This window comes from Bacillus cereus group sp. MYBK227-1 (genome assembly GCF_051916325.1).
Lineage (GTDB): Bacteria > Bacillota > Bacilli > Bacillales > Bacillaceae_G > Bacillus_A > Bacillus_A cereus.
The window spans coordinates 882676-906172 of record NZ_JBQAGK010000001.1; the positions used below are offsets into that span (position 1 = coordinate 882676).

Sequence of the window (23497 nt, forward strand, 5' to 3'; positions counted from 1 at the left end):
AAGAAAAGAGATTAGGTGGGGGATAACCCCTCACTGATTAAAGTTTCACTTTACAAGAAATGAATCTATTAAATTGTATGCTTGTTTTGTAGAGTGCTCGTTATATTTTTCAGTGTACGGATTTAGAAATCCATGTTCACCGTGTAGTTGTTTTATTTCTAATAAAGGGTTATTCTGTTGCTGTAATGTTTGAATGAAAGAGGATACTGAAAAACTAGCTTCTTTTTCAGGGAATATAAGTAGTGTAGCGCATGTAGGCTTTATGTGAACATAGTCGCGTATACGAGAACCGTAACATCCGATAATAAAATTTATTTTCGGATCGTTACTACATAGCCATGAGATGGTAGCTCCAACACTAAAGCCGATAAGTCCAATATGTGTATAACTACTAGAAAGATGAGAAATGAATTCTTCAATTTGCTTTTTTCCATCATCAAAACCAATATGATTTACAAAATGTTCATATGCTTTTTCTTCATCATGATAATGAAATGCATGTTGCGATTGTAGAAGGTTAGGACAGAATACATCTATATGAGATGAAGTAAAGTGCTGGATAACGTGATGCATATGGTCGTTCACACCATATATTTCATGAACAATAACGAGAGCTAATTTTTCTTTCATAGTTATATTGTGCCTCTTTGAAACTTAAATTCTTTCTCAACAAGGCAAATACGCAGGTGGAAGTTTTCATACCATTGCTCACGACCTCTTTTTTTCGCTTCTTTATGTAAGGTGTTCTTTTTCCAATTTTCAATCGCATTAAGTGATTCCCAATAAGAAATTGTTATTCCGAGTCCAGAATTACCTCTTGCACTTTCTACACCTAAAAATCCAGGTTGTTGCTTTGCAAGTTTCTCCATTTCTTCGGCAACGGTATTATAGTCAGTTGTATTATTTGATAAATTAGAAGTGAATATAACTGCATAATAAGGCTTGTTTTTTTCTAAAGTAGATGCCATTATTTTTCCTCCTTAATGTATAGTACGAATAATTAATCCATAGTTTGTATTTTAGCAGGTCACAAAAAGAAAAGAAGTAGAAAATTCTTATTTTTTCAGCTCATGTAAAATAAAGGGTTGAAGAAATTTATAGTAAGTAATCTGAAAGAAGAAAAATGCCACTTCAAAAGAGAAGTGGCATTTCTTATATTTCCTCTAAGCTATTAACTGGAACAGTTAATTCGCGTTCTGGGTTTTTTACTTCATATATGCGGGCGGTTTCATTGCTTTCATCGACGTGTTGAATCATAACAGGCATGCCTTGAAAACTGACATTGGCTTGTTCCGCTGACACAGAAAGCTCTATTGCACGTTGTATATTCATTTATATTCCTCCCATCATTATTATCTTTGCTAAAAAAGAGGAATAATATACCATTTAGAGACATTCTTAAAGTTTTTGTATTATTTGTAATGTTTCTTTAATAAATGAAGTGAAGATGGAATCAGGATAGGCCTGTACGATTTCATATGCTTCTGTTACTTCTTCAAGAGCTCTTTTTTTTTCATTAAGTTTCACATAACAAAGAGCGCGATATGCCCCAGCTGTTGTAAGCCGTGCGTGATCAAGTGGATGGTTTATATAATCTGGTATGATAGCGCGTTGCAATGTTTTTAAAGCTTCTTCGTATTGTTTTAAACCATACAAAGCTTTTCCTTTTTCAAGATAATATGATCCATCATCTTGAAAAATTGGCTCATCTTTTAATTTTTCTCGAAATTGTTCTAAATGTTCTAATGCAATTGTATATTCATTAGCAATTGTGTTGTAGTAGAAAGCTTTTAAAAGATCAATAACCGCTGCAGAGAAATTATCTTCTGTAAAAATGGCGAATTGCTCTGATTTTTTTATGTAATGTAAATATTGTTCTTTATCAGCCGTGATTACTTTTTGATAAGATAAAATACGATAAAATTCATCTGTTTTATAATACACTTGATGTTTTTTTGAAAATGCAAGTGCATCTAAAATGACACTTTCACATTGTTCGTAATCACCACATGCAAGAAAAATAATTGCTTCATATAAATATAATTCGATATGTATAATGAGATCCATTTCTAAATGTTTTTCTTCATAGTCATTTCGGATACTAGCTATAAGTTGTAAACATTCAGCATATTTTTTACGTGTGAATATCGTAAAGGATAATTTTAATTTTGTTTCCGTACTATCCCGGTATAACGTATATTTCTCAAAAATAGAAGTAGCCTTTTCAACGTAATATTCAATATTGTAATCTTTCATTTTAGCCGCAGCTGTTACAAACTGTTTATATAAACGAGCAGTATTCAAAGTGGGAGGTAGCTCTTTTTGAACGATCGGTAGTAAAACCTCATATACTTCATCGTACTTGTTTGCTTTTATTAGTTTCTCCGTTTGTTGAATGAGTTCTACAATTTCTACATCATCTTCTTCTAATAAAAAACTCGTTTCACATTCAAGTTTGTCAGCGATATATTGTAGTGTTTTCATAGAAGGTGTAGCTTTTCCATTTTCAATTTGACTTAGCATACTTTTTGTGAGTTCTGAACCTGCTAGATCAGTTTGAGTAAGCTTTTTTTCTTTTCGTAACGTTTTAATTTTTTCACCGAGAGTAGCCATATAATTGCTCCTTTATAGTTAGAAAGTTAAATGTCATTAAACTTTTTGTTGTAAAAATTGGAAAGTTAATTATATAATAAGTTTAACACAATTTAACTTTTAAGGGGAGAGTGTCAAAAATGGGGGATATAAGTATAGGACAACATGATTCAAGAATGAAGATTGCAACGAGAAATATTATTTTAATGATGATTGGGAAAATGACGTCTTTGCTAGGAGCCGGTATTTATACGTTTGCAATGGGATTATACGTATTAAAGACAACGGGTTCAGGAATGGGGTTTGCAACTACGCTTATTTGTGGATCGATTCCAAGGCTAATCTGTGGACCAATTGCTGGTGCTGTAGCTGACCGCGTCAATCGAAAATGGCTTGTCATCGGTACCGATTTGTTAAGTAGTTTAACAATGTTTATTATGTTTATCCTTGCAACTACTTTTGGGCCATCACTTCTGTTTATTTATGTTTCAGCAGCATTATTATCAATTTGTGCGAGTTTTTACTCTGTTTCATTAACTTCATCTATTCCAAGTTTAGTAGATGAAGGACGTATTCAAAAAGCCAGTGCTTTGAACCAGACGGCAGCATCTTTATCAAATATTTTAGCACCGATTATTGGCGGGGTTGTATTTGGTTTCTTTTCAATTAAATCGTTTTTCCTATTGAATAGCATTACATTCTTTTTAGCGGTTGTTGTGCAATTATTTATCGTATTTGATTTATACAAAAAAGAAATGGCTGAAAGTAAAGAGCATTTCTTGACGAGTATAAAAGAAGGGTTTTCATATGTAAAAAGACAGCATGAAATATATGGTTTAATGAAAATTGCAGTAGGGGTAAACTTTTTTGCGAGTGCACTTTTCGTTTCACTTCCATATATTATTGTTCAAAATTTGCATCTATCTTCGAAGCAACTCGGTGTTGTAGAGGGAATGTTAGCAGTTGGGATGTTAATTGGTGCAATTGCGTTATCAGTACGTAAAGAAGTGAATAATCCCTTTCGTTCTGTTTATATTGGGTTGCTTTTATTTGCGGGCTTGAGTTTATGTACAGTGTTTCCATTAGTAGTCACCATCCCGAAAGTAGCAAGTTTTATTTACTATATCGCTTTTATGATGTTAACTGGTATATCAATGATGGTTGTAAATATCCCGATGCAAGTACATTTGCAAAAGACGACAGATCCAAGTTATTTAGGACGCGTTTTCGGCTTACTTGAAACAATTTCTACTGCAATCGCACCGCTCGGTATGATTGTGTACGGATTATTATTAGATATGTTGCCAACTAGCATTGTTATGATGACATTAGGCGGAGGTTTATTGTTAGTTGTATTAGTAGGAATAAAGAAGCATGTAATGAAAAAGCAAGTGGATGTGTCTGTCTAAAAGGCAATTTGACTTAATAAAATAAAAATGACCGAATTAGTATTTTAGTTTTTGAAACTCTTTTTCATGTATGTTACAGTATAGTGAGCAGGCAAAGAAAAGGAGACAACAGCATGAAAAAATTAAGTTTTGTTATGCTTTTTCTATTAGTCGTAATGGCTGGATGTAGCAATTATGACACATATATTGAAACAGGTATGCAATCATTGAAAGATGAAAAGTATAGTGATGCAACAATGTGGTTCGAAAAAGCAGAAAAAGAGAAATCAGGAAACGAAGCGAAATCATATAAAGAAGTTGCTGAGAAAATGGATCACGGAGCAACAGCATTAAAAGACGGTAAGTATTTAGAAGCGAAAGACATTGCAAATGAAGTGTTACAAAAGAAAAAAGATGATGAACTTGAAAAAGCTGTAACATCAAATGCAGAGAATATGCTTCAAAAAGCAAAAGATGTGGAAGAGAAAGTAAATGAAAGAGTGGCAAAGCGTAGAAAGGTAGAAGAAGAAGGAATCGATAAACTTATTAAAGCTGTCGATAGTATAGATGAAGTGAAAGAAAAAGAGAAGAAAGTATCAGAAGCATTAGATAAGGCTGAAGAGGCGCAAGCAAAAATTGAGGCAAAGAAAAATAAATAGATTTATAGTTTAAAAGGCTGTCGTGCATAACGACAGCCTTTTAATTTTTTGTTGTAAATGAAGTGATGCTTTGTAGTAAAAAAGAAATGATTTTAGAATTCCATCTGTCCTCATGATGAATCGTATAAATATTACGCTGAAATTCAAATTCAGGGATTGGTATATAGCATAGCTCATTTCGTTGTATTTCTTGCTCGATAGCAAGTTTAGAAATAAAGGCAATTCCATTACCATATTTTAAAATTTGTTTCATCGTTTCTAATGAGTCTAATTCAATTTCAGATTGGAATGTAATGTTGTGCGCCAACGTCCATTGTGTAAGTAAATCTCTCGTTGTAGATGGATTACGATGCAATAGTATGCGTTCCTTTTCGATATTTTGTAACGATACATTGTCTTTCTTTGAAAAATGATGTTCTTTGGAAAAGGCAAGAACAAGTGTATCGGGCATTATATTCGTTTGTTTTAAAAGTGGTTCATCAAATGGAGCAGCGGAAATTATCCCAAGATCGATTTCGTGATTTTGTAGCATCATTCGAATTTCAGGGGCTGTTTTCACTAGTAGCGTTATTTTTATATTGGGAAATTCGCATTGAAATTGATGAACGACTTCTGGCAAAAGATAAGTCGCTGGTACATAACTAGCGCCGATTGTTATAGCACCTTTATGAAAATCTTTAAACTCTTGCGTGACACGTCTAGCTTCTTTCATAAGCGCATCTATTTTACAAGCATAATGGTGCAAAGCCTCACCAGCCTCTGTTAAGAAATACCTTCCAGAACGTAATTCAAATAAAGACACACCGAGTTCTTCTTCTAAGCTTTTTATATGAAATGTAATAGTTGGTTGTTTAACGCCAAGTTTTTCTGCAACGATTGTAAGCTTTTTGTATTTCTTAATAAGTACTACAATTTCTAATTTTAAGAGATTCATTATGAATTGCCGCCTTTTTTATTTTAACTATAGAAAAAATCTATAGAAATAAATAGTTTATTAGAAGTTTTTTAATTTAATCTTTACAGTACATTAACATTGAGTATAAATCTTCCATATAGAATGAAAGCAGGTTAAGAATGAGGGGAGAGAGGTGAAGCAATGGATATTACAATTAGTGGATTAGAAAAGACATTTGGAAAAATACAGGCGTTAAAGCCGTTGCAGATTGTAATGAAACAAGGGGAATTCACTACACTTTTAGGACCTTCGGGGTGTGGGAAAACGACTTTGCTTAGAATGATAGCAGGACTTGAAGAACCGGATAAAGGAGAAATATATTTTGGAGACCAGTGCATGTATTCTGCTACAAAAAAGATAAAGACATCTCCTCATGAACGGAATATCGGTATGGTATTTCAAGATTTTGCTTTATGGCCGCACATGACTGTTTTTGAAAATGTTGCATTTGGTTTAAGAGCTACAAAGCAAACGAATCATTTACGAGAAAAAGTAGAAGATGCGATAAAGCGAGTTCGCCTGCAAGGTATGGAGAAACGGTATCCACACGAACTTTCTGGTGGACAGCAACAACGTGTCGCATTCGCTAGAGCAATTGTAACAAAACCTCACTTTATTTTGTTTGATGAACCGCTAAGTGCACTCGATGCAATTTTGCGAGAAGAAATGAGAATAGAGCTTATGGATATCGTTCATTCCATTGGTTTAACTGCACTGTATGTCACTCACGATCAAATAGAAGCAATGTCAATGTCAGACCAAATTATTGTCATGAAACAAGGAGAAGTATTACAAAAAGGAACACCGGAAGATATTTATGTGAAACCGTCTCATGAATTTGTTGCCAAATTTGTTGGTAAGGCGAATTGGCTTGTAGAGGGTGAAAAAATGATTCGTCCAGAGCATGTGAGTTGGATAAAAAATGATGTGTGCGAAATGTATACAGGTGAAATTCAGCACGTTACATATGTAGGAGAACGTTATGAAGTGAAAGTAAATATGGGGACTTTAGGCATCTGGACAGCCTATCACAATAGTAAGCTAAGCATCGGTAAACCAGTATCGTTATATGTGCCAAAAAAATGTATTCATCATATAGGGGGAGAATCGTATGAAGAAATTCAGTTCGCTTAAGTCTTTATTTGTATGTACTTTATTATTTTCGGCTGTAGTAACAGGGTGTAGTTCAAAGACAGGTAATGCAGATGCAAAAAGTAAAAATACGAATGAAAAGAAAATTGTTGTATATAGTGCAGGGCCAAAAGGGTTAGCAGAAAAAATTCAAAAAGACTTTGAAAAGAAAACTGGTATAAAGGTGGAAATGTTTCAAGGGACAACTGGTAAAATTTTAGCGAGAATGGAAGCTGAAAAGAAAAATCCAGTCGTTGATGTAGTCGTACTTGCATCATTACCAGCGATGGAAGGATTAAAGAAAGAGGGTCAAACGTTAGCTTATAAAGAAGCGAAACAAGCTGATAAGCTGCGTTCTGAATGGTCAGATGATAAAGGACATTATTTCGGGTATAGTGCTTCAGCATTAGGGATTGTGTACAATACAAAAAATGTGAAGACAGCGCCTGAAGATTGGAGCGATATAACGAAAGGAGAATGGAAAGGGAAAGTGAATCTTCCAGATCCAGCACTTTCAGGTTCAGCTTTAGACTTTGTAACAGGATACGTGAAAAAGAATGGACAAGATGGATGGAATTTATTTGAGCAGCTTAAGAAAAATGAAGTTACAGTAGCAGGAGCAAACCAGGAAGCGTTAGACCCAGTTGTAACAGGTGCGAAAGATATGGTCATTGCGGGTGTTGATTATATGACGTATAGCGCAAGAGCAAAGGGTGAACCTGTTGATATCGTATATCCAAAGAGTGGAACAGTTATTAGTCCGCGTGCAGCGGGGATTATGAAGGATAGTAAAAATGTTGAAGGTGCAAAAGAGTTTATTAATTATTTATTATCCGATGATGTACAAAAACAAGTTTCTAAAGCGTATTTATTGCCTGGTAGAACAGATATAAAAGCTGAAAATAGACCAAATGTAGAAGAGATTCCAGTATTAAATATTGATTGGAAAACAGTTGAGAAAGAGCAAGATGAAATAGGAAAACAATTTAAGAAAGTATTTCAATAAGATGGTGATTCCATGGTAAATCGATTCGTATCAGTAAGACAAGTTGGAATGACGGTAGCGTTATTACTTGTGGCGATGTTAATCGTCATTCCACTTTTTCTTATTTTATTTTCTAGTGTATATGAAAATAGCAGTTGGAATTTTTTAAAGCCTTTTGAAGTAATGCAGAGTGGTGGATTAGCGGGAACTTTTCTAAATTCGATGCTTCTAGGTGTACTCGTTGTAATAGGAGCTACAATATTTGCATTTCCATTAGCGTTTATTATGAGCAAAACAGATGTAGGAAAGTATAGTAAGTTAGATATTGTTTTTATGATTCCATTTATGACACCGCCGTATATTGGATCGATGGGCTGGATTTTGTTCATACAACCTAACGGCTATTTTGAACAATTTTTCCCGATGCTAAAGACAGTTTCATCATCGTTTTTTAGTTTAGGAGGTATGGTATTAATTATGAGTCTGCATTTATTCCCATTCCTTTATTTCATGCTGAAAAACACGTTACTTCAGATTGGGAGTAGTAAAGAAGAAGCTGCAGCAGTTCATGGCGGAAGTTTTTTCTATCGTTTAAGAAAAATAATATTGCCGTTATTAGTATCAAGTTATGTAATGGGTGCTTTACTCATTTTCGTAAAGACGATTGCTGAATTTGGAACACCGGCTACATTCGGACGTAGAATAGGATTCCACGTGTTAACATCAGAAATCCATAAATTTATTTCGAGTTGGCCAATTGATTTTAGTAGTGCAACAGCATTATCTTCTTTATTACTTAGTGCTTGTATGCTTATTTGGTATATGCAAAATGTATTGAATCGAAAGTATTCATATGCAATAGTTAGTGGAAAAGGTGTGAAATCTAAAAGATATACTTTGTCTATATTTACGCGCGTTGTAGCATGGATGTATGTAATTGGTTTATTAATCGTATCAATTGGAATTCCATACTTTTCTATACTTATTGCTTCTTTGTCAAAATTAAGAGGCGGCGGTTTACATGTAAATAACTTTACAACAAGCCATTATGAGGCATTGTTTACAATGGGATCTCCGGGATTAGAGGCTTTATGGAATAGTTTTCTTTTTTCACTCGTAACAGCGATTATAGCGGTAATGATTGGAGTCTTTTGGGCACTTATGATTCGAAAGGGGAAAAAAACCTCTGAAAAATGGCTTGATATGTGCGGTATGTTACCGAATATGGTACCAGGAATCGTTATGGTTGTAGGTCTTATTCTATTTTGGAATTCACCATATATGCCTATGTCAATTTACAATACACCAGTCATGGTTATCGTAACGTATGTTGTGCTGTTTTTACCTTACACGGTGCAATATGTAAAATCATCACTCGGACAAATTGATGATTCTCTCATGCAGGCAGGAAGTGTTTTTTCTGGAAATTATATTTATATTTTCAGAAAAATAATATTGCCTCTTATTATCCCAGGCATTCTTGCTGGATGGGCGATGACATTTACAATTTCGATAAGAGAGTTAGTAGCATCGCTTCTCGTATTACCTCCATCAGTAGAAACGTCAGCAACGTTTATTTTTGCTCAATTTGAACAGGGTGAAGTATCTATAGGCATGGCGATGGCCGTTGTTTCTGTTGGACTTACAACAATATGCTTATTACTGCTACAACATATGGAGCAAAAACGAAAAGGGGTAGCATGATGAGAGTGGAAGTATGGGGAGGAGCAGGAGAATACGGTCGCTCCTGCTATTTTGTAAAAAATAAAGAGACGAAAATAGTATTTGATTGTGGTATTAATCGATCTTATGAGGATAGTTATCCAAAAATAGAGAGAGAAGCTGTTCCATTTTTAGATGCGGTATTTTTATCACATATTCATGAAGATCATACGATGGGTTTACCTTTATTAGCGAAGTATGGCTATAAGAAAAAAATTTGGACGACTCGTTATACGAAGGAGCAACTGCCGTTATATTATGAAAAATGGAGAAACTATAATGTGCTGCAAGGGTGGAATTTACCTTATAGCGACCAACATATAAAAGATTTAAATTATGTATGTATTGATGAGATTAGCAATCCAAATAAATGGGTACAAATTACTCCTACATTGCGGTTTCAATGGGGATATAGTGGCCATGTATTGGGAGCTGTTTGGTTTTTAGTTGATATGTGTAATACATACGTATTTTATTCAGGTGACTATTCAGCAGAGTCTAATATACTACGAGCTAATTTACCTGAGAAATTGGGCCACAATATAAAAATCGCAATTGTGGATGCCGCTTATCACACAGATGATGTTTCGCAAAATGAACGTGTAAACGAACTATGTGCAGAAATTGAACGAGTTATGCAAAATAAAGGAATAGCATTATTACCGCTTCCACAACTTGGTAGGGCGCAAGATATAGTATTGTATTTATATGAACGATATAAAGAATTTCCGCTTATAGTAGATAAAGAAATTTTGGCTGGATTTGAAGAGATGTTCGTATATAAAGATTGGATAAAAAATAATGAAGAATTTAAATGGATTATGGAGAGTTTAAAAAGAAACATAATAGTGATGGATAATGACATTAGTATGCAAAATAGTTACGGAATAGTTGTAATGAGTGATGCGAATATGCAAACGAAACGAGCGCAGTTATATTATGAACAACTTCGGAATGAAAAGCGAAATGCCGTTATTTTTACTGGGCATATTGCGAAAGGGAGTTTTGCAGAAAAAGTTATGAAAGAGCATGTAGGTAAAGAATGTAGGGTGAAGCGAGTTCCATATAAAGTTCACCAAAGTATAAGAGACGTTAAAGAGATGTTAAATACATTATTACCAGAACATACGGTGCTAGTGCACGCTTTGAAAGAGGATACGGATCGATTACAACAAAAGCTAAGTACAGCAGGATATGAAAATGTATATTCACTTGCAATGGAACGTATAGAAGTCATTTAAAATGCAAAGGGGATAGGTATATGAAAAAAGTATTTGTATTCGTAAGCATTTTCTTTTGTTGTTTCCTTTATAACGTTAAGGAAGGGTTTGCTGCTAGTCCAATGAAACCTAGTTTTGAAGTAAAGTTATTATTGAAGCCAGAACAAGTATTAGGTGATAACAAAGAGATGAAGCCAGAGGTGTTAGAACATTTCCAGGCTGGTACAAAATATGAAAGAATACAAGTGCAATTTTTAGATACTGCGAATAAAAGTTTAAGCGAGGAAGGTTGGTTTGCTAGAATTCGAAAGAAAGAATTTAGTAAAGATTTTGAACTAACATATAAAAAAAGATATCCTATTCCAAATGGTGTAATTCAAGATGCACTAGAAGTAGCTAAAAAAGAAGGATTCGATAGTAATACGGATAGTTATGAGGCGGAAATAGATTGGGGATTTGAGAAGAAAACATTAAGCATTTCAAATAAGAAAAGTTACAGTGCTAAAGGATATGGAATACTTGATTTACCAAATAAACAAGCTGCTCAAAACATGTTAATAGAAAAATTACCAGGGAAAATGAACAAATGGTTGTATACAAATTGGGGAGAAGAGATGTTAAAGAATTCCCGTATTTACGGTCCTGTATTAATGAAACGATATACAGGAGAGTTTGAAAACATAAAAGCAAATATTGAAATTTGGCCATTAAGTAATACAGGAAAATTAGAAGATGACTTCGTAATAGAAGTGTCATTTAAAACAAATGAAGAAAGTATTGCGACAAAACAAAGGGAATTATTAATGGCGAGTTTAGAGAAAAAAGGCTGGTTGTTACCGAAAGATAGTTTGAAGACAGAGCTTATTTTTCAGTAAATAGTAAAAAGGAATCCATATGCCATGGATTCCTTTTTATATATGAGTATTAAGCTAAATCAGCTGACACGAACATATCACTATTTTGAAGGTTTTTAGAGCGTAAACTATAAGCAACTACCTTCTTTTTATATTGTTTTACAACATCAACATGCTCTTCATGACTATAAATATAAAATGTAAAATCTTTTTTACCACGTTTTGCATGGATAATTAAAGGAGTGCCTTCATTATGGGGTGGTGCATAATAGCGATCTAAAAATAAACCTTCGTTAAAATCATGAATAATTTTTGATTTCTGTTCGCCTTCTACGTTATTTCCATGAATTGTAATAGTCACATTCTCTTCTTCAAGTTTTGGATGTGTTTCGTACTTGCTAATAATGGATTCAATAACAGTGTTAGGAAGGCTAGAAACGATAATTTTAAATGCTCCAAATACAACTAACATTACAATAAACCAAGTCGTCATAGTATATCATCCCCTTTATTCTATTTAATAATATAACTCATATGGTAATAGTACATATGGTGAAGTTTTGTATAATTTGTGAAAAATATGCCATTTTCACGAACGAAATGTTAGAAAAATCAATTTTGTTACAAAAAGTTGAAATCGAAGTATTTTAAAAGAAAAAGGTTTATAATAAAAATATAACTAATAACCACATTACTAATTATAAGGAAGTGTAACTATGGGTACTGTAGCAATCGTATATGGTATTATTCTTTCCACAATTATTGTTTTGTTTTTCGTTGGGGTTTCACGTTATATTCATAAATGGAAAGAAGGCGTTGCGAAATTAAATCACATTGAAGAAGAACTTAGTGATTTAATGTTACATCATGGTAAGTAAACATTTATTTTTTAACTAAACAATGTGAAGAATATCACAAAACGTGCTTTCCTAATGAAGGCATGTTTTTTTGTTGTTTAAGAAAAGAAGTATTTTTGTATAAATAATCTAATTATTACTTAAAAAGGGAAATTTATTTAGTATAATATATAATATGTTTATTTTAGGGGGAGTATCATGAGGGGATTAAAAGTTGTTGGAATTATAGCTGGAATTACTATAGTAGGCTGTATAGCTTTCTTTTCAGTGAAGGAATATGTCAATTCCAAAGAAGACTCTAATTATGTGCTAAATTACATAAAAGAACATAAGGATGATAAAACAACTTCTTTAATTGTTAAAAGAAATGGTGAAACATTGACATCAATAAATGAAAAAGAAAAATTACCGCTAGCAAGTATGTCGAAAATCGTTATAGCAATTGAATATGCTAAGCAAGTAGCTGAAGGGAAAATAAGAAAAGACGAGCAAATTTCATTGAAAGAATTAGAAAAATACTATGTGAAAAATACTGATGGTGGTGCACACCCTGCATGGCTAGATGATGTAAAAGTTAAAGAGTTAGTGAAGGGTGGTCAAACTTCTTTAGAAGAAGTAGTGAAAGGAATGATCCATTATAGTTCGAATGCGAATGCATCATATTTATTAGACAAGCTTGGAGCAGCGCGGATAAATGAAAGTTTGAAAGAGTTAGGCTTAAATAGTCACGATGAATTTTATCCAACGTATACAGGGGCATTATATATGAGGGGCTATGTTGAAAAAGAACTGCATATTCCTCAAAATAAAGCATTGGACAAGCTACGTAATATGTCTAATGATGAATATGTTAAGCATGTATGGCAAATACATGAATGGATGAAAGACGAGAAAGAATGGACAAAACGCGAGATATCTTTAAAAGCCGATATGGACTTTCAGCGTATTTGGTCAGATCGGTTTATAGGTGCAAATGCGAAGGATTACATGAGTTTACTGGAAAAGATAAATAGCAGAAATTATTTTACACCACAAATGCAAGGTGAGGTTGAGAATATATTTAAAGGAACCGTAGGAGAGGGTATGTTCGAATTTGCTGGACAGAAAGGTGGTTCTACTGCATTTGTATTAACAAATAGTTTCTATGGTACTGATAAAAAAGGGAATAAGATTGAGATTGTCTTTATGATGAACAATTTGAGTGAAAAAGCATTTGAAAAACTTCTAAGTAATATGGATTACTTTATTCGAGATATTGTCATAAGTGAGGAATTCAGAAATAAATTATAATGAAATAATTTTATTATGTAAACAAAGGGGCACTTATGAAAAGTGCTCTTTTGTAATACAGGATTTTCCAATCTTATTATTGAATATAGATGGAAAATAAGAAAGGAGGTTGAAAAATGACAACAATATATTTCGTTCGCCATGCCCATTCTACATATACAAAAGAAGAACGGGAACGACCTTTATCTGAAAAAGGGCACTGTGATGCAGAGAATGTAACACATTTATTAAAAGATAAACATATTGATGTTGTTATTTCTAGTCCGTACAAAAGAGCAATCCAAACTGTAAAAGGAATTGCGAATACATATAAATTATCAATACAAACAGAAGAAGATTTGCGTGAAAGATTATTGAGCACAGAGCCAGTATCAAATTTTAATGATGCTATGCAGAATGTGTGGGAAGATTGGAGTTTTGCATACGAAGGCGGAGAATCGAATGATATCGCACAAAGGCGCGCTGTAATATGTATGCAAAATATATTAAAACAATATGAAGGTAAGAATATTGTAATAGGTACGCATGGAAATATTATGGTATTACTCATGAATTATTTTAATTGGAAATATGATTTTGAGTTTTGGAAAACACTTCATATGCCTGATGTGTATAAATTAAATTTTGATAAAAATCGTTTCATTTCTGCTGAAAGAATAGAGAAAACAGGTCATCGGTTAAATATTTTGTAAAAGTTTATCAAAAAAAGAGGAAAGAGAGAAGTTATTGTAGAAGTATGACTTTGTAACATAAAAAATATATGTTAAAGGAGGCTGTTTACATGTTTGAGAAAGAGAAAGAAGGGCTTATTGAAGTTCAAAACGTATATGAAATTGCACCAGAAGATGGAACAATCATTGGTATGGCAACGGAAGAAGAAATGGAAATTGCTGCTGAACTAGAGTTACAGTACTATGCCCATTCTCGTTTGTTAGAAGCAAATATTCAGTTAGACGGTTCCTCCTACAAAGAGTTACTTCAGGAGTTCCAGGAGTACGAAAGAAAATCAATGAGCTTTTGGCGAGCGATACATAAACGTTTAGCTGTGCCATGGGCGTGGGTACTACGTATTGATGTTGCGAATGGCCCTATATATGTAAGTAATGGAAGTTCATATTACGAAGAAATCGATGATGAAGAAGATTATGAATAGATAAGTAAGGAAGCAGCTTTAGTTGCTTCCTTTTTTTATTTGTAAGAAATGAATCGCCTCAATAATAATATCTGGTCGATCATTTTCTATACCGTGACTAGCATGTTCGGCAAGAATATATTGGCTGTTAGTTGAGAGGTGTAATTGTTCGTGAATTAGTTCTTGCCACATTGCTTCAAGTTGTGTTGCTTCCTCTTTTGGCATGCCACCATTAGTCAATTGAGTAATAGAATATTGAGGATCTCTACCGATAACGATTAATGGTATTTCTAATGTTTTACATAGCTCTTTTAGTGAGAGAGCACAGTTTTTCCACTCCGATAGTTCAGAAGCTGTCGCTTTATATAATGAAGGCGAGGTAGAGAATTCAATTTGCTGTTTTGATTGATCGGTGAGAATAGGTTTTAGTTCGTTATAAAGTGTGTCTACATCCATTTTTGAATACATATTATATTTTTGAAACCAAACATCATCAGAATCAGTTTGATCAGAAATTGGTAAATGAAGTTCATCTAAACGGTGTAAGTTCATCGAAGTAGAATCAACTAAAATAAGTGCTTGCAGCTTATCTTCATGTAACATCGCAAAATGTTGTGCACATAATCCTCCATAGGAATGACCGATTAGAATAAATGGTTCTTGAATAGCTAGTTTGTTTAGTAACATATGTAGCTCTTTTGTAACTTGCCTTATTGTACGCGGCTGATTGCCTAAATCACTTTTTCCGTAACCTGGGCGATGGTATGAAACAACTGTAAAGTGCTCTGAAAGCTTTTTTATAATAGGAAACCAATCATAAAATGAGCAAGTCATTCCGGTTTGAATGACTACAGTTTGTTTACCATCTCCTTTTATATGTACTTCTATATTTTGCCCCATTATTTCTACAAATTTATGAATGTTAATTCCTCCTAAGCTTGAAATAATTTTTGACAAGCAAAAACGATACACCAAACACCTATACCAAGTAGGACAGATGTACTAAGTGTAAATGAATTTTTTAAACCAATATAGACAATAAATAATAGTAGTGCTGATGCGGGGAATCCATATAATACCCCTAAAGCAAATTGACTCAATTCTTGTTTATTTCCGCCTTCGAATGAAATCCAAAATAAACTAAGTAAACTCACGAGAGGAAGGGAAGCAATAAAGCCACCTATCGTACTGTAATGTTTAGCGACTTCAGTGATAACGCCGATAATAAGTGCCGAAACGATTATTTTAACGAGGAAATGCATATTTTGCCTCCTTCGCTAATAAGGAAAATGCTTTTTCAATTAATTGTTGTTCTTCTGTTGATAACTGTGATTCTAATATTTTTATCTTTTCTTTATCTAGTAAAGTATGTTTTTCTAATACTTCAATTCCTTCAATTGTTAATGTAAGGTTTACCACTCTTTCATCTTTTTTATTTCTCTCTTTAACGATGAAACCCTTTTGAATAAGGCGTTTTATATGTTCAGATGCTGTGTTATGAGAAAGACTAAGCTCAGTAGCGACTTTTCCAATTGTTATATCTTTCTCACGAGAAACGATTTGTAAAATACGAATTGCTTGGTGGGAAAGGTTGTCCTCGTATTCGTATCGTAAGTGATAATAAATGCTCTCCCAATGTTGATTAATGTTGTACATAATAATAAATCTCCTTTTTATATCGTATAGTAAGATATATTCGTGATTTCAGAAATAAAACCCTTTTATTTGGATAAAAAATGTTGAAAAAGTTTATTTTTATTGAAATATAAGGTAATCTATGTGTAAAGGTATACATTTAGCAAGAGAGAGGATGATAGCTGTGAATACATTCAAATGGATTAGTCATGAACAGATGTATGTAGATGAAATACATGTTGAAAAATGTGGTCCTCTTTCAGTCGGCGTATATGGGGGAAATCAAGAGAGTGATGCATATGAACGAGGAGATGCGGTGCTGGCTTGGTGGGATCCTGAATTACAATTTGAATTTGTTATGATTTTTGATACACATCACAAAACAAAAAATATAGATTATATAATAGAAGCGATTTCGGAAAGAAAAGAAAAACTAAAAGAGTTATTCTCATATCCAATACATTTAGCTTTCCATCATACACATATGTACTTATTAGCGTTATTTACAGATGAGTTATTTATTAAAAAGTGTGATCAAGATGATGAGGAACTCGCTTGCTTAATTTGTTTACGAAAAGGCGAATTTTTATATTGGTTATCAGTTGGTGATTGTTTCGCGTATTTATTCCATTCTGAGAAAACGAAAAATGGAAAAGGACGATTAAATAAACGGAAGAATTACGAATATATTGGCAGGAAAAATATTTTTGCAGCAAATACACCTTGCTTTACGTCAGGTGTAAGAGGATTAGAAAAAGGAATGAATCACATTGTAATGGCAACGGACGGTATTTTAGAGTGTGACAAACGAAGGTTTGATGATGATCAATCTTTAGTAGAAATATTACACGACGGAAATAGCTTGCAGATTGAGCCCGTATTAACAAATGTACTGCAGTGGAAAGGTAGAGACTGTGCCACGATTATTGGATGGTCTATTGATACTGATAATAAACAATGTGCTAATTAATATAAAAGGAGTTCAAGGTTTTTATCCTTGAACTCCTTTTTGTTAAGCAATATGGATGTGATATGTTTTTAACCATTCATTTACTTGTAGCATATACTCCATGGCACTTCTTGCTTCAAAATTGTTAATCTCTTTATTACTTTGATCAGCAATTGAAAGTAAGATGGAATGGTTAATAAGTGAGAAAATAGGATTGTTTTTATTGCTACACATATCAAGTGTTAAATTACGGATTGTTTGTAAGTAGTGTGGATCTTGTGAAGTTGGATAAGCGCTTTTTCTTCTATTACGTACATCGTCAGGTAAAGCTGGTTGTAGTGCTCTACGTAAAATGCCTTTTTCAATATTATCAATACTTTTTATGTTGAAAGGAACATTCCATAAATATTCAACTAATCTATAATCGCAAAACGGTACACGAACTTCAAATCCAACAGCCATACTCATACGATCTTTACGGTCAAGTAAGAAAGGAAGGAATCGTGTTAAAAATAAATAAAACATTTGGCGTTGTTTCGCGGATTTTTTACTTTCCCCTTCAAGAGTAGGTACTTCAAGTATCGCTTCTTGGAATCGTGTATCAATATAGTTTTCTAGATTACATTGGTTACTTACTTCATTTAGTAGAAGAGGAGATGTATTTTTCCAATTTGTTAGCCAAGGAAACTTATCTACATATAGTAATTCTTCTTGATGAAACCAAGGGTATCCACCGAATACTTCATCAGCCGATTCACCGGATAAAGCTACGGTCGCATCTTTTTTTATTTCGCAAAATAGTAAATATAGTGAAGTTTCCATTTCACCAGCACTCGGTAAATCTTTCGCATGAAGGGGAACGAATAAGTGATTTGCTAATTCTTCAGCATTCACAATAATATCATGATGCGCTGTCCCTACATGTTCAGAAACGCGTTTTACCCAAGGAGCGTCTAAACCAGTGCGAGCAAATGTCAGCTCGAAATCTTTTGCACTATTTACAAAGTCAACGGAATACGTATGAAGTGTTTTATTTTCCGCAGCAAATTCTTTACCCGCAAGTGCAGTAATACCGCTAGAGTCTAATCCGCCTGATAACATACAAACGAGAGGAACATCGGCAATTAATTGTCTTTTTACTGTATCTTGTAAAATAGATAAAATATGCGAAGATGTATCTTCTATAGAGTCTGTATGGAACTTACTTTCTAAATTCCAATACTTCGTAACTACTTTTTTATGACGTGTAAATGTTATAGAATGTCCAGCACGTACTTCTTGAATATGTTTAAAGACGCCACATCCTGGAGTGCGAAATAAGCCTAATCCAAATATTTCATTTATTCCACCCGCATCAAGTTCAGCAGGGACAGATGGATGCGCTAATAATGCTTTAATTTCAGAGCCGAAAATAATACTGTCATTTCTTTCTGTGTAAAAGAGTGGTTTTACACCTAAATGATCTCGTGCTAAAAACAATTGTTGCTTCTGATCATCCCATAAGGCAAAAGCGAAAATTCCGTTTAAATATCGCACGCAGTCTTCTTTCCATTCTAAATAAGCATGTAGTAATACTTCTGTATCTGAATGGGTTTCAAATGCATGCCCACATTTTTGAAGCTGCTCTTTAAGTTCACGGAAATTATAAATTTCTCCATTATAGGTAAGAGCATACGTATAATCACCAGCACGGAATGTCTTCGGCTGTGTCCCGCCTTCTGGATCAATTACAATTAAACGCCGGTGTGCAAAGGCCGCATGAGGTGAAAACCAAAATCCTTCAGCATCTGGACCACGATGCTCAATACTATTTGCCATCTTTTTTAAAATAACATGTTGATTTGAAAGGTCTTCCTTCCAATCTACCCAACCTGTAATTCCACACATACACATCTCATCTCCTAAATTAAAATAGTAGATTAACGAAATAAAATGTACACTAAGTTAAAAAGTGACTATATAAATAGTGTACTACATGAATTAAATTACAGACTTGAGAAAATTTTCTTTGAACGCATAGTTATGTGAGACAATGGCTAAGGGAAAGTATTCCATTACATACAAAAAATAAAAAGATGAGAGAAAAAATTTTCTCAGACGTTATATAGGGTGTAAAAGCTTTTACAAAACAATAAGGGGAATCGCTACATGAAATCAAATGAGAAAAATTTTATAAAAAGATTACAGCGGCAAAAAGAAGACGCGTTAGAATTTGTTGTCGATACATACTTACCACTCATAAAGGGGATCACGCATAAAGTTCTACTTCCCATTCAAAATGATGGACTCATAGAGGAATGTATAAACGATATATTTCTTTCCATTTGGAATAACGCAAATAAATTTCATGGAGAGCCGAGTGATTTTAAAAAGTGGATTGCAGCGATTGCAAAGTTTAAAGCAATTGATTATTACCGGAAATCGACTAAAACGGTAGAAATCATTTCAGATGAGTTTCATATCAGTACAGAAAAATCAGCAGAAGACGAATTAATCGTTATGGAAGATAGGGAAGAATTATTGAAGCTCATTAATCAATTAGAACCGCTAGATCAAAAGGTGTTCATTATGAAATATTTACTTGGTATGAAGACAGAGGAAATAGGTGACAAGTTAGGATTAACTCGGGCAGCAATTGATAATCGAGTGTACCGTGGGAAAAAGAAACTACAACAAAATGCTACGAATATTAGTTTTGGAGGTAGTGCAATATGAAAGACATTTATGAACTATTAAATGATATTGATATAGACGAAAAAGAACTAGAAGAAATTGAGGCTTCTGAAATTGAAAAGGAAAAAGTAAAACGAAATGTAAAACAATCGATACGTACGAAGAAAAAGATGAAAAGTTGGAAAAAAGGTGTGGCTGCTGCATCTATTTTAGTAGGATTATCAGTTGCAACACTCGGTATCGGATTTCCTACATATGCGGGGGGATTGCCAATTGTAGGGGACATATTCCGATTTTTAGATAATGGTAGAACAGGGTTATATGAAAATTATAAAGAATTTTCGACTGAGTTGAATATGACGAGAGAGAGTAGTGGAGTTAAGGTTACAATTAATGATGTAATTTCTGATGGCAGAACATTATCTATAACGTATTCACTGGAAAGTGAGCAGGACTTAAGGGAGGATCCTATCATATTAGGGGGATTGGATATAATGGACGCTCATGGTAGTTCAGGCAGTGGTAAAATGACTAAAGTTAATGAAAAAAAGTATGTAGGTATGGTAACAACGACGCATCATGATAGCAATAAAAAGGACAAAGTAAACTTTAGATGGAATATAGAGAGAATAGAGATGCCAGATAGGAAAAAATCAATACAAGGTAATTGGAATTTCGCCTTAACTGTAAAATCAGTGGATAGTAAAGAGAGAACAATTGGTGGGAGTTCGGAAAAAGAAGGTATAAAAGCAAATATGGAAAAGGTCGCAATATCGCCAGTTTCATTTATTCTTTATTACAATCAAGAGGTTTCTAAGGGCGCGAGGAAAGAATGGGATAGTGTAGATGTTGAATTGACGGTTAAGGATGATTTAGGGAATATTTATTCGGGTGAAGGAAATGGGGGAAGTGGCAACGATCCTTACAATATCCATTGGAGTGCCACCTTCCAAAAACTAAACGAAAATGCAACAAAGCTTATCGTTGCACCTCGTGTGCACTTGCGAGTACATACACCTGAAAATCATGGTGGAGTAGAGTATGTGAATGGGAAAGAGAAGAAAATAGAAGTGCCGAAAAAAGAAGCGAAGAGTAAAGATATTGTGTTAGATGATATCGTCATTGATTTAAAGAAATAAAAGAGAGACTGCCTAAAACCATTTAGGCAGTCTCTTTTTCGTTAAGAACTAGTAACGAGTAGTGCATGCGGATGCTGCGTTTTATATTCATCTTTCCACGGAATGTTTAGTTGTTCCCATGATTCGCCGCTATCATTGGATTGAAAGACGCCATTGTTATTTAACGTGTAGAACGTATGTGGTTCGGCTTCGTTTGTAGCAAACATCGAAATGACTGTACCGATTGCAGATGGTAGTCCTTGTTGTACTTGCTGGAAAGGAGTATCTTTCGTTTTTCGATAAATATAAGATTCATAAGGGATACGGTGATGAGCCAGATCAGCACTCGGTGCAGCAGAAACGAGAATCGTATCACAATCAGCTGGATCAATAGCCATGCTGTATAAATAATGATGTTCAAGTCCTGCACTACATGAGATCCAGCTGTTTCCATTGTTATAACTCTCAAGATAAGCACGATCAGGTCCGCCCATAAATCCGTCACCACATGATGCATAAAGGCGATTTGGTGCTTCAGGGTGCATAAGTAATTGATGAGCATCGATAGGAGCACCGAATTTTTTATCAATCCATGTATGCCCTTTATCATTACTTTGAATAACAGCACCAGCTTCGATTGAAACGTGTATTGTATTAGGGTTGTTTGGATCAACTGTAATCCAGCGTACGTGATGGGTAAAAGGTCTAGGCGGGAAAGCCCATGTATAAGAAGATAATAATGATTTCATATTTTTAAGTTCAGTCCACGTTTCACCACCATTTTCAGAGCGAAATAAAGCGCTCGGTTCTGTGCCGACATAAACGACCCCATATCCGTTAACTTGTTCATTTGAGCTTATTGTTATGGAAGTGATAGAGGAGTGCAAAATACCATCTTCTTTAGGGAAATCAAAGTAACGATAAGAATCTCCAATTGGTCTCCATGAATCCCCACTATCGTCACTTAACCATAGACCTCGTCCAAATGTTCCGCAATATACACGATTCTTTTGAAATGGATCAACAGCGATACAGGTAGGTTGCATATTTTGTAAGTGATAAGTCGTTTCATAGTTATCATTGTGTTCTTTCACTACAACAAGTTCACGTTCCATACAGAGAAATAAACGTTTCATTTAAGTAACCTCCTTAAAAATTCTTTCATTAGTAAACAATATGAAAATAAAAAAGAAGTAGTCTTGTTTTATTTGAGAAAAAGGGATTGTTTAAAAAATAGCGAAGTGTGTATACAGAGGAAGCGGGCGTTTACAATCAGTCGATTCGGGATAAACACGGGGAGTTTGTTTCATACTAACATACAGATATTGTACTTAAAGGAGTATAAGTATGGGACATTCGCATGATCATGGTCATTCAAAAAATAAAAAGGCGTTACTAATTGCCTTCCTACTAACAACAAGTTTTATGATTGCAGAAGTTGTTGGTGGATTTGTAACAAATAGCTTAGCACTACTATCTGACGCGGGGCATATGCTAAGTGATGCAGTATCTTTAGCTTTAAGTTTACTTGCGTTTAAGCTCGGAGAAAAAACAGCAACAACTGTGAAAACATATGGATATAAGCGAGTCGAAATGTTAGCAGCATTATGTAACGGTGTCGTTCTTATTGTCATTTCGGTATACATTTTTATTGAAGCAATCCGTCGTTTTAAAGAACCAGTTGAGATTGCTAGTAATGGGATGCTCATTATTGCAGTCCTTGGTCTGCTTATTAATATTTTATCAGCTTGGATATTAATGAGAGGCGGAGATGTGAAAGGTAATTTGAATTTAAGAAGTGCTTTCCTGCACGTACTAGGCGATTTATTGGGTTCCGTCGGAGCGATTATTGCTGCGTTACTTATTAAATTTTTCGGATGGACTGCTGCAGATGCGATTGCTAGTATTCTTGTGTCTATTTTAGTCATTATTAGTGGATGGCGTGTAACACGTGATACGGTTCATATATTAATGGAAGGTGCACCACAGCACATAAATGTTGAAGAGGTAAAAAGTACATTATTAAATATTCCGATTGTCAAAGAAGTTCATGATTTGCACATATGGTCTGTCACATCGGATTTTCAAGTATTAACTTGCCACTTGATTATTAAAGGGAATGAAACGCAAAGTGTATTAAAAGAGGCTACGTATGTATTAAAGGAGAAGTTTCATGTAGAACATGTCACCATTCAAGTAGAAATAGATGGTGAATTTCATCACGATGAGACAACTTGCAAAGTATGAAAGAAAAAGGATAAGAAAAAGTGTCATAACATTTTTCGCACGGCATACATATATATAATGTGGCCACAAATACTTTGCAAGGTAAATATT

General features: G+C 34.1%; 27 protein-coding genes. 16 read left to right on the forward strand and 11 right to left on the reverse strand.

The window, feature by feature from the left end; genetic code table 11:
- Positions 1-45 precede the first annotated feature (45 nt).
- The 4 genes from ACTFRM_RS04805 to ACTFRM_RS04820 form a co-directional block, all read right to left on the reverse strand.
- Positions 46-630 carry a dienelactone hydrolase family protein gene (locus ACTFRM_RS04805; RefSeq protein WP_000660111.1) on the reverse strand — a complete coding sequence of 195 codons (585 nt, stop codon included), beginning with the start codon at positions 628-630 and terminating at the stop codon, positions 46-48.
- Between the two features lie 2 nt (positions 631-632).
- Positions 633-968: an antibiotic biosynthesis monooxygenase family protein gene (locus tag ACTFRM_RS04810; protein WP_000168856.1), complete on the reverse strand. Its 336-nt coding sequence runs from the start codon at positions 966-968 to the stop codon at positions 633-635.
- A gap of 184 nt (positions 969-1152) precedes the next feature.
- On the reverse strand, positions 1153-1332 hold the full coding sequence (locus tag ACTFRM_RS04815) for an H-type small acid-soluble spore protein (RefSeq protein ID WP_001025733.1): 180 nt from the start codon (positions 1330-1332) through the stop codon (positions 1153-1155).
- A 66-nt stretch (positions 1333-1398) separates the two neighbouring features.
- Positions 1399-2613: a transcriptional regulator gene (locus ACTFRM_RS04820; protein ID WP_000212385.1), complete on the reverse strand. Its 1215-nt coding sequence runs from the start codon at positions 2611-2613 to the stop codon at positions 1399-1401.
- Positions 2614-2732: 119 nt separating this feature from the next.
- Between ACTFRM_RS04820 and ACTFRM_RS04825 the strand changes: the two genes are divergently transcribed.
- Entirely contained in the window at positions 2733-4001 is a 1269-nt protein-coding gene (locus ACTFRM_RS04825) for an MFS transporter (protein ID WP_000502476.1), read from the forward strand.
- 113 nt (positions 4002-4114) lie between these two features.
- Positions 4115-4639, forward strand: coding sequence for a DUF4398 domain-containing protein (locus ACTFRM_RS04830; RefSeq protein ID WP_000736438.1), 525 nt, complete (start codon positions 4115-4117; stop codon positions 4637-4639).
- 40 nt (positions 4640-4679) lie between these two features.
- On the opposite strand, the gene ACTFRM_RS04835 is transcribed toward ACTFRM_RS04830, so the two are convergent.
- Positions 4680-5573: a LysR family transcriptional regulator gene (locus tag ACTFRM_RS04835; RefSeq protein ID WP_001050612.1), complete on the reverse strand. Its 894-nt coding sequence runs from the start codon at positions 5571-5573 to the stop codon at positions 4680-4682.
- Between the two features lie 162 nt (positions 5574-5735).
- Here ACTFRM_RS04835 and ACTFRM_RS04840 point away from each other — a divergent pair, with 162 nt between their 5' ends.
- The 5 genes from ACTFRM_RS04840 to ACTFRM_RS04860 are packed head-to-tail and all read left to right on the forward strand — an operon-like array spanning position 5736 to position 11527.
- Entirely contained in the window at positions 5736-6728 is a 993-nt protein-coding gene (locus tag ACTFRM_RS04840; RefSeq protein ID WP_000355538.1) for an ABC transporter ATP-binding protein, read from the forward strand.
- Positions 6706-7731: an extracellular solute-binding protein gene (locus ACTFRM_RS04845; protein ID WP_440043102.1), complete on the forward strand. Its 1026-nt coding sequence runs from the start codon at positions 6706-6708 to the stop codon at positions 7729-7731. The genes ACTFRM_RS04840 and ACTFRM_RS04845 overlap by 23 nt, the downstream gene beginning before the upstream one ends.
- A gap of 12 nt (positions 7732-7743) precedes the next feature.
- Positions 7744-9414, forward strand: coding sequence for an ABC transporter permease (locus tag ACTFRM_RS04850; protein ID WP_440043103.1), 1671 nt, complete (start codon positions 7744-7746; stop codon positions 9412-9414).
- The gene (locus tag ACTFRM_RS04855; protein WP_033685076.1) at positions 9411-10673 is read left to right on the forward strand and encodes an MBL fold metallo-hydrolase; all 1263 of its coding nucleotides are present in this window, start codon (positions 9411-9413) and stop codon (positions 10671-10673) included. The genes ACTFRM_RS04850 and ACTFRM_RS04855 overlap by 4 nt, the downstream gene beginning before the upstream one ends.
- Before the next feature lie 20 nt (positions 10674-10693).
- The gene (locus tag ACTFRM_RS04860; RefSeq protein ID WP_440043105.1) at positions 10694-11527 is read left to right on the forward strand and encodes a hypothetical protein; all 834 of its coding nucleotides are present in this window, start codon (positions 10694-10696) and stop codon (positions 11525-11527) included.
- 49 nt (positions 11528-11576) lie between these two features.
- On the opposite strand, the gene ACTFRM_RS04865 is transcribed toward ACTFRM_RS04860, so the two are convergent.
- The gene (locus ACTFRM_RS04865) at positions 11577-11999 is read right to left on the reverse strand and encodes a YfmQ family protein (RefSeq protein WP_000214586.1); all 423 of its coding nucleotides are present in this window, start codon (positions 11997-11999) and stop codon (positions 11577-11579) included.
- A gap of 41 nt (positions 12000-12040) precedes the next feature.
- On the opposite strand from ACTFRM_RS04865, the gene ACTFRM_RS04870 reads away from it, so the two are divergent.
- From ACTFRM_RS04870 to ACTFRM_RS04890, 5 genes are all read left to right on the forward strand, one after another.
- Positions 12041-12157, forward strand: coding sequence for a hypothetical protein (locus ACTFRM_RS04870; RefSeq protein WP_001987133.1), 117 nt, complete (start codon positions 12041-12043; stop codon positions 12155-12157).
- Positions 12158-12222: 65 nt separating this feature from the next.
- A complete protein-coding gene (locus ACTFRM_RS04875) occupies positions 12223-12384 on the forward strand; it encodes a hypothetical protein (protein WP_000537554.1) in 162 nt (53 codons plus the stop codon).
- A gap of 177 nt (positions 12385-12561) precedes the next feature.
- The gene (locus ACTFRM_RS04880) at positions 12562-13653 is read left to right on the forward strand and encodes a serine hydrolase (protein WP_001214675.1); all 1092 of its coding nucleotides are present in this window, start codon (positions 12562-12564) and stop codon (positions 13651-13653) included.
- Positions 13654-13769: 116 nt separating this feature from the next.
- Positions 13770-14345, forward strand: coding sequence for a histidine phosphatase family protein (locus tag ACTFRM_RS04885; protein WP_000208258.1), 576 nt, complete (start codon positions 13770-13772; stop codon positions 14343-14345).
- Between the two features lie 89 nt (positions 14346-14434).
- The gene (locus tag ACTFRM_RS04890) at positions 14435-14806 is read left to right on the forward strand and encodes a hypothetical protein (RefSeq protein ID WP_000461779.1); all 372 of its coding nucleotides are present in this window, start codon (positions 14435-14437) and stop codon (positions 14804-14806) included.
- A gap of 18 nt (positions 14807-14824) precedes the next feature.
- Here the strand turns inward: ACTFRM_RS04890 and ACTFRM_RS04895 are convergent, their stop codons facing one another.
- The 3 genes from ACTFRM_RS04895 to ACTFRM_RS04905 are packed head-to-tail and all read right to left on the reverse strand — an operon-like array spanning position 14825 to position 16441.
- Positions 14825-15757 (reverse strand): alpha/beta fold hydrolase, encoded by a 933-nt coding sequence (locus tag ACTFRM_RS04895; protein WP_002182631.1) that lies wholly within the window; start codon positions 15755-15757, stop codon positions 14825-14827.
- The gene (locus ACTFRM_RS04900) at positions 15718-16047 is read right to left on the reverse strand and encodes a DUF3147 family protein (RefSeq protein WP_000545609.1); all 330 of its coding nucleotides are present in this window, start codon (positions 16045-16047) and stop codon (positions 15718-15720) included. Before ACTFRM_RS04900 ends, ACTFRM_RS04895 begins: the two co-directional genes overlap by 40 nt.
- Entirely contained in the window at positions 16031-16441 is a 411-nt protein-coding gene (locus tag ACTFRM_RS04905) for a MarR family winged helix-turn-helix transcriptional regulator (protein ID WP_000282376.1), read from the reverse strand. The genes ACTFRM_RS04900 and ACTFRM_RS04905 overlap by 17 nt, the downstream gene beginning before the upstream one ends.
- A gap of 121 nt (positions 16442-16562) precedes the next feature.
- Between ACTFRM_RS04905 and ACTFRM_RS04910 the strand changes: the two genes are divergently transcribed.
- Positions 16563-17390, forward strand: a complete 828-nt coding sequence (locus ACTFRM_RS04910) for a protein phosphatase 2C domain-containing protein (RefSeq protein ID WP_002040904.1) — start codon at positions 16563-16565, stop codon at positions 17388-17390.
- A 42-nt stretch (positions 17391-17432) separates the two neighbouring features.
- On the opposite strand, the gene asnB is transcribed toward ACTFRM_RS04910, so the two are convergent.
- Positions 17433-19256, reverse strand: a complete 1824-nt coding sequence (asnB, locus tag ACTFRM_RS04915) for an asparagine synthase (glutamine-hydrolyzing) (protein ID WP_000333930.1) — start codon at positions 19254-19256, stop codon at positions 17433-17435.
- A 261-nt stretch (positions 19257-19517) separates the two neighbouring features.
- Here asnB and ACTFRM_RS04920 point away from each other — a divergent pair, with 261 nt between their 5' ends.
- Both ACTFRM_RS04920 and ACTFRM_RS04925 read left to right on the forward strand, forming a co-directional pair.
- Positions 19518-20084, forward strand: a complete 567-nt coding sequence (locus tag ACTFRM_RS04920; RefSeq protein ID WP_000840007.1) for a sigma-70 family RNA polymerase sigma factor — start codon at positions 19518-19520, stop codon at positions 20082-20084.
- A complete protein-coding gene (locus ACTFRM_RS04925) occupies positions 20081-21181 on the forward strand; it encodes a DUF4179 domain-containing protein (protein WP_440043106.1) in 1101 nt (366 codons plus the stop codon). The genes ACTFRM_RS04920 and ACTFRM_RS04925 overlap by 4 nt, the downstream gene beginning before the upstream one ends.
- Positions 21182-21222: 41 nt before the next feature.
- Here the strand turns inward: ACTFRM_RS04925 and ACTFRM_RS04930 are convergent, their stop codons facing one another.
- Positions 21223-22296 (reverse strand): WD40/YVTN/BNR-like repeat-containing protein, encoded by a 1074-nt coding sequence (locus tag ACTFRM_RS04930; RefSeq protein WP_098591905.1) that lies wholly within the window; start codon positions 22294-22296, stop codon positions 21223-21225.
- A 211-nt stretch (positions 22297-22507) separates the two neighbouring features.
- On the opposite strand from ACTFRM_RS04930, the gene ACTFRM_RS04935 reads away from it, so the two are divergent.
- Positions 22508-23407: a cation diffusion facilitator family transporter gene (locus ACTFRM_RS04935; RefSeq protein WP_000510038.1), complete on the forward strand. Its 900-nt coding sequence runs from the start codon at positions 22508-22510 to the stop codon at positions 23405-23407.
- The last annotated feature ends 90 nt before the right edge of the window (positions 23408-23497 follow it).

Coding starts and splice junctions, on each gene's coding strand:
- ACTFRM_RS04855 (WP_033685076.1), top strand. CDS start 9,411: ATGATGAGAGTGGAAGTATGGGGAGGAGCAGGAGAATACGGTCGCTCC.
- ACTFRM_RS04865 (WP_000214586.1), bottom strand. CDS start 11,999: ATGACGACTTGGTTTATTGTAATGTTAGTTGTATTTGGAGCATTTAAA.
- asnB (WP_000333930.1), bottom strand. CDS start 19,256: ATGTGTGGAATTACAGGTTGGGTAGATTGGAAGGAAGACCTTTCAAAT.
- ACTFRM_RS04825 (WP_000502476.1), top strand. CDS start 2,733: ATGGGGGATATAAGTATAGGACAACATGATTCAAGAATGAAGATTGCA.
- ACTFRM_RS04815 (WP_001025733.1), bottom strand. CDS start 1,332: ATGAATATACAACGTGCAATAGAGCTTTCTGTGTCAGCGGAACAAGCC.
- ACTFRM_RS04830 (WP_000736438.1), top strand. CDS start 4,115: ATGAAAAAATTAAGTTTTGTTATGCTTTTTCTATTAGTCGTAATGGCT.
- ACTFRM_RS04845 (WP_440043102.1), top strand. CDS start 6,706: ATGAAGAAATTCAGTTCGCTTAAGTCTTTATTTGTATGTACTTTATTA.
- ACTFRM_RS04840 (WP_000355538.1), top strand. CDS start 5,736: ATGGATATTACAATTAGTGGATTAGAAAAGACATTTGGAAAAATACAG.
- ACTFRM_RS04890 (WP_000461779.1), top strand. CDS start 14,435: ATGTTTGAGAAAGAGAAAGAAGGGCTTATTGAAGTTCAAAACGTATAT.
- ACTFRM_RS04810 (WP_000168856.1), bottom strand. CDS start 968: ATGGCATCTACTTTAGAAAAAAACAAGCCTTATTATGCAGTTATATTC.
- ACTFRM_RS04805 (WP_000660111.1), bottom strand. CDS start 630: ATGAAAGAAAAATTAGCTCTCGTTATTGTTCATGAAATATATGGTGTG.
- ACTFRM_RS04880 (WP_001214675.1), top strand. CDS start 12,562: ATGAGGGGATTAAAAGTTGTTGGAATTATAGCTGGAATTACTATAGTA.
- ACTFRM_RS04835 (WP_001050612.1), bottom strand. CDS start 5,573: ATGAATCTCTTAAAATTAGAAATTGTAGTACTTATTAAGAAATACAAA.
- ACTFRM_RS04920 (WP_000840007.1), top strand. CDS start 19,518: ATGAAATCAAATGAGAAAAATTTTATAAAAAGATTACAGCGGCAAAAA.
- ACTFRM_RS04925 (WP_440043106.1), top strand. CDS start 20,081: ATGAAAGACATTTATGAACTATTAAATGATATTGATATAGACGAAAAA.
- ACTFRM_RS04935 (WP_000510038.1), top strand. CDS start 22,508: ATGGGACATTCGCATGATCATGGTCATTCAAAAAATAAAAAGGCGTTA.
- ACTFRM_RS04860 (WP_440043105.1), top strand. CDS start 10,694: ATGAAAAAAGTATTTGTATTCGTAAGCATTTTCTTTTGTTGTTTCCTT.
- ACTFRM_RS04885 (WP_000208258.1), top strand. CDS start 13,770: ATGACAACAATATATTTCGTTCGCCATGCCCATTCTACATATACAAAA.
- ACTFRM_RS04930 (WP_098591905.1), bottom strand. CDS start 22,296: ATGAAACGTTTATTTCTCTGTATGGAACGTGAACTTGTTGTAGTGAAA.
- ACTFRM_RS04875 (WP_000537554.1), top strand. CDS start 12,223: ATGGGTACTGTAGCAATCGTATATGGTATTATTCTTTCCACAATTATT.
- ACTFRM_RS04910 (WP_002040904.1), top strand. CDS start 16,563: ATGTGTAAAGGTATACATTTAGCAAGAGAGAGGATGATAGCTGTGAAT.
- ACTFRM_RS04870 (WP_001987133.1), top strand. CDS start 12,041: ATGGTAATAGTACATATGGTGAAGTTTTGTATAATTTGTGAAAAATAT.
- ACTFRM_RS04820 (WP_000212385.1), bottom strand. CDS start 2,613: ATGGCTACTCTCGGTGAAAAAATTAAAACGTTACGAAAAGAAAAAAAG.
- ACTFRM_RS04850 (WP_440043103.1), top strand. CDS start 7,744: ATGGTAAATCGATTCGTATCAGTAAGACAAGTTGGAATGACGGTAGCG.
- ACTFRM_RS04905 (WP_000282376.1), bottom strand. CDS start 16,441: ATGTACAACATTAATCAACATTGGGAGAGCATTTATTATCACTTACGA.
- ACTFRM_RS04900 (WP_000545609.1), bottom strand. CDS start 16,047: ATGCATTTCCTCGTTAAAATAATCGTTTCGGCACTTATTATCGGCGTT.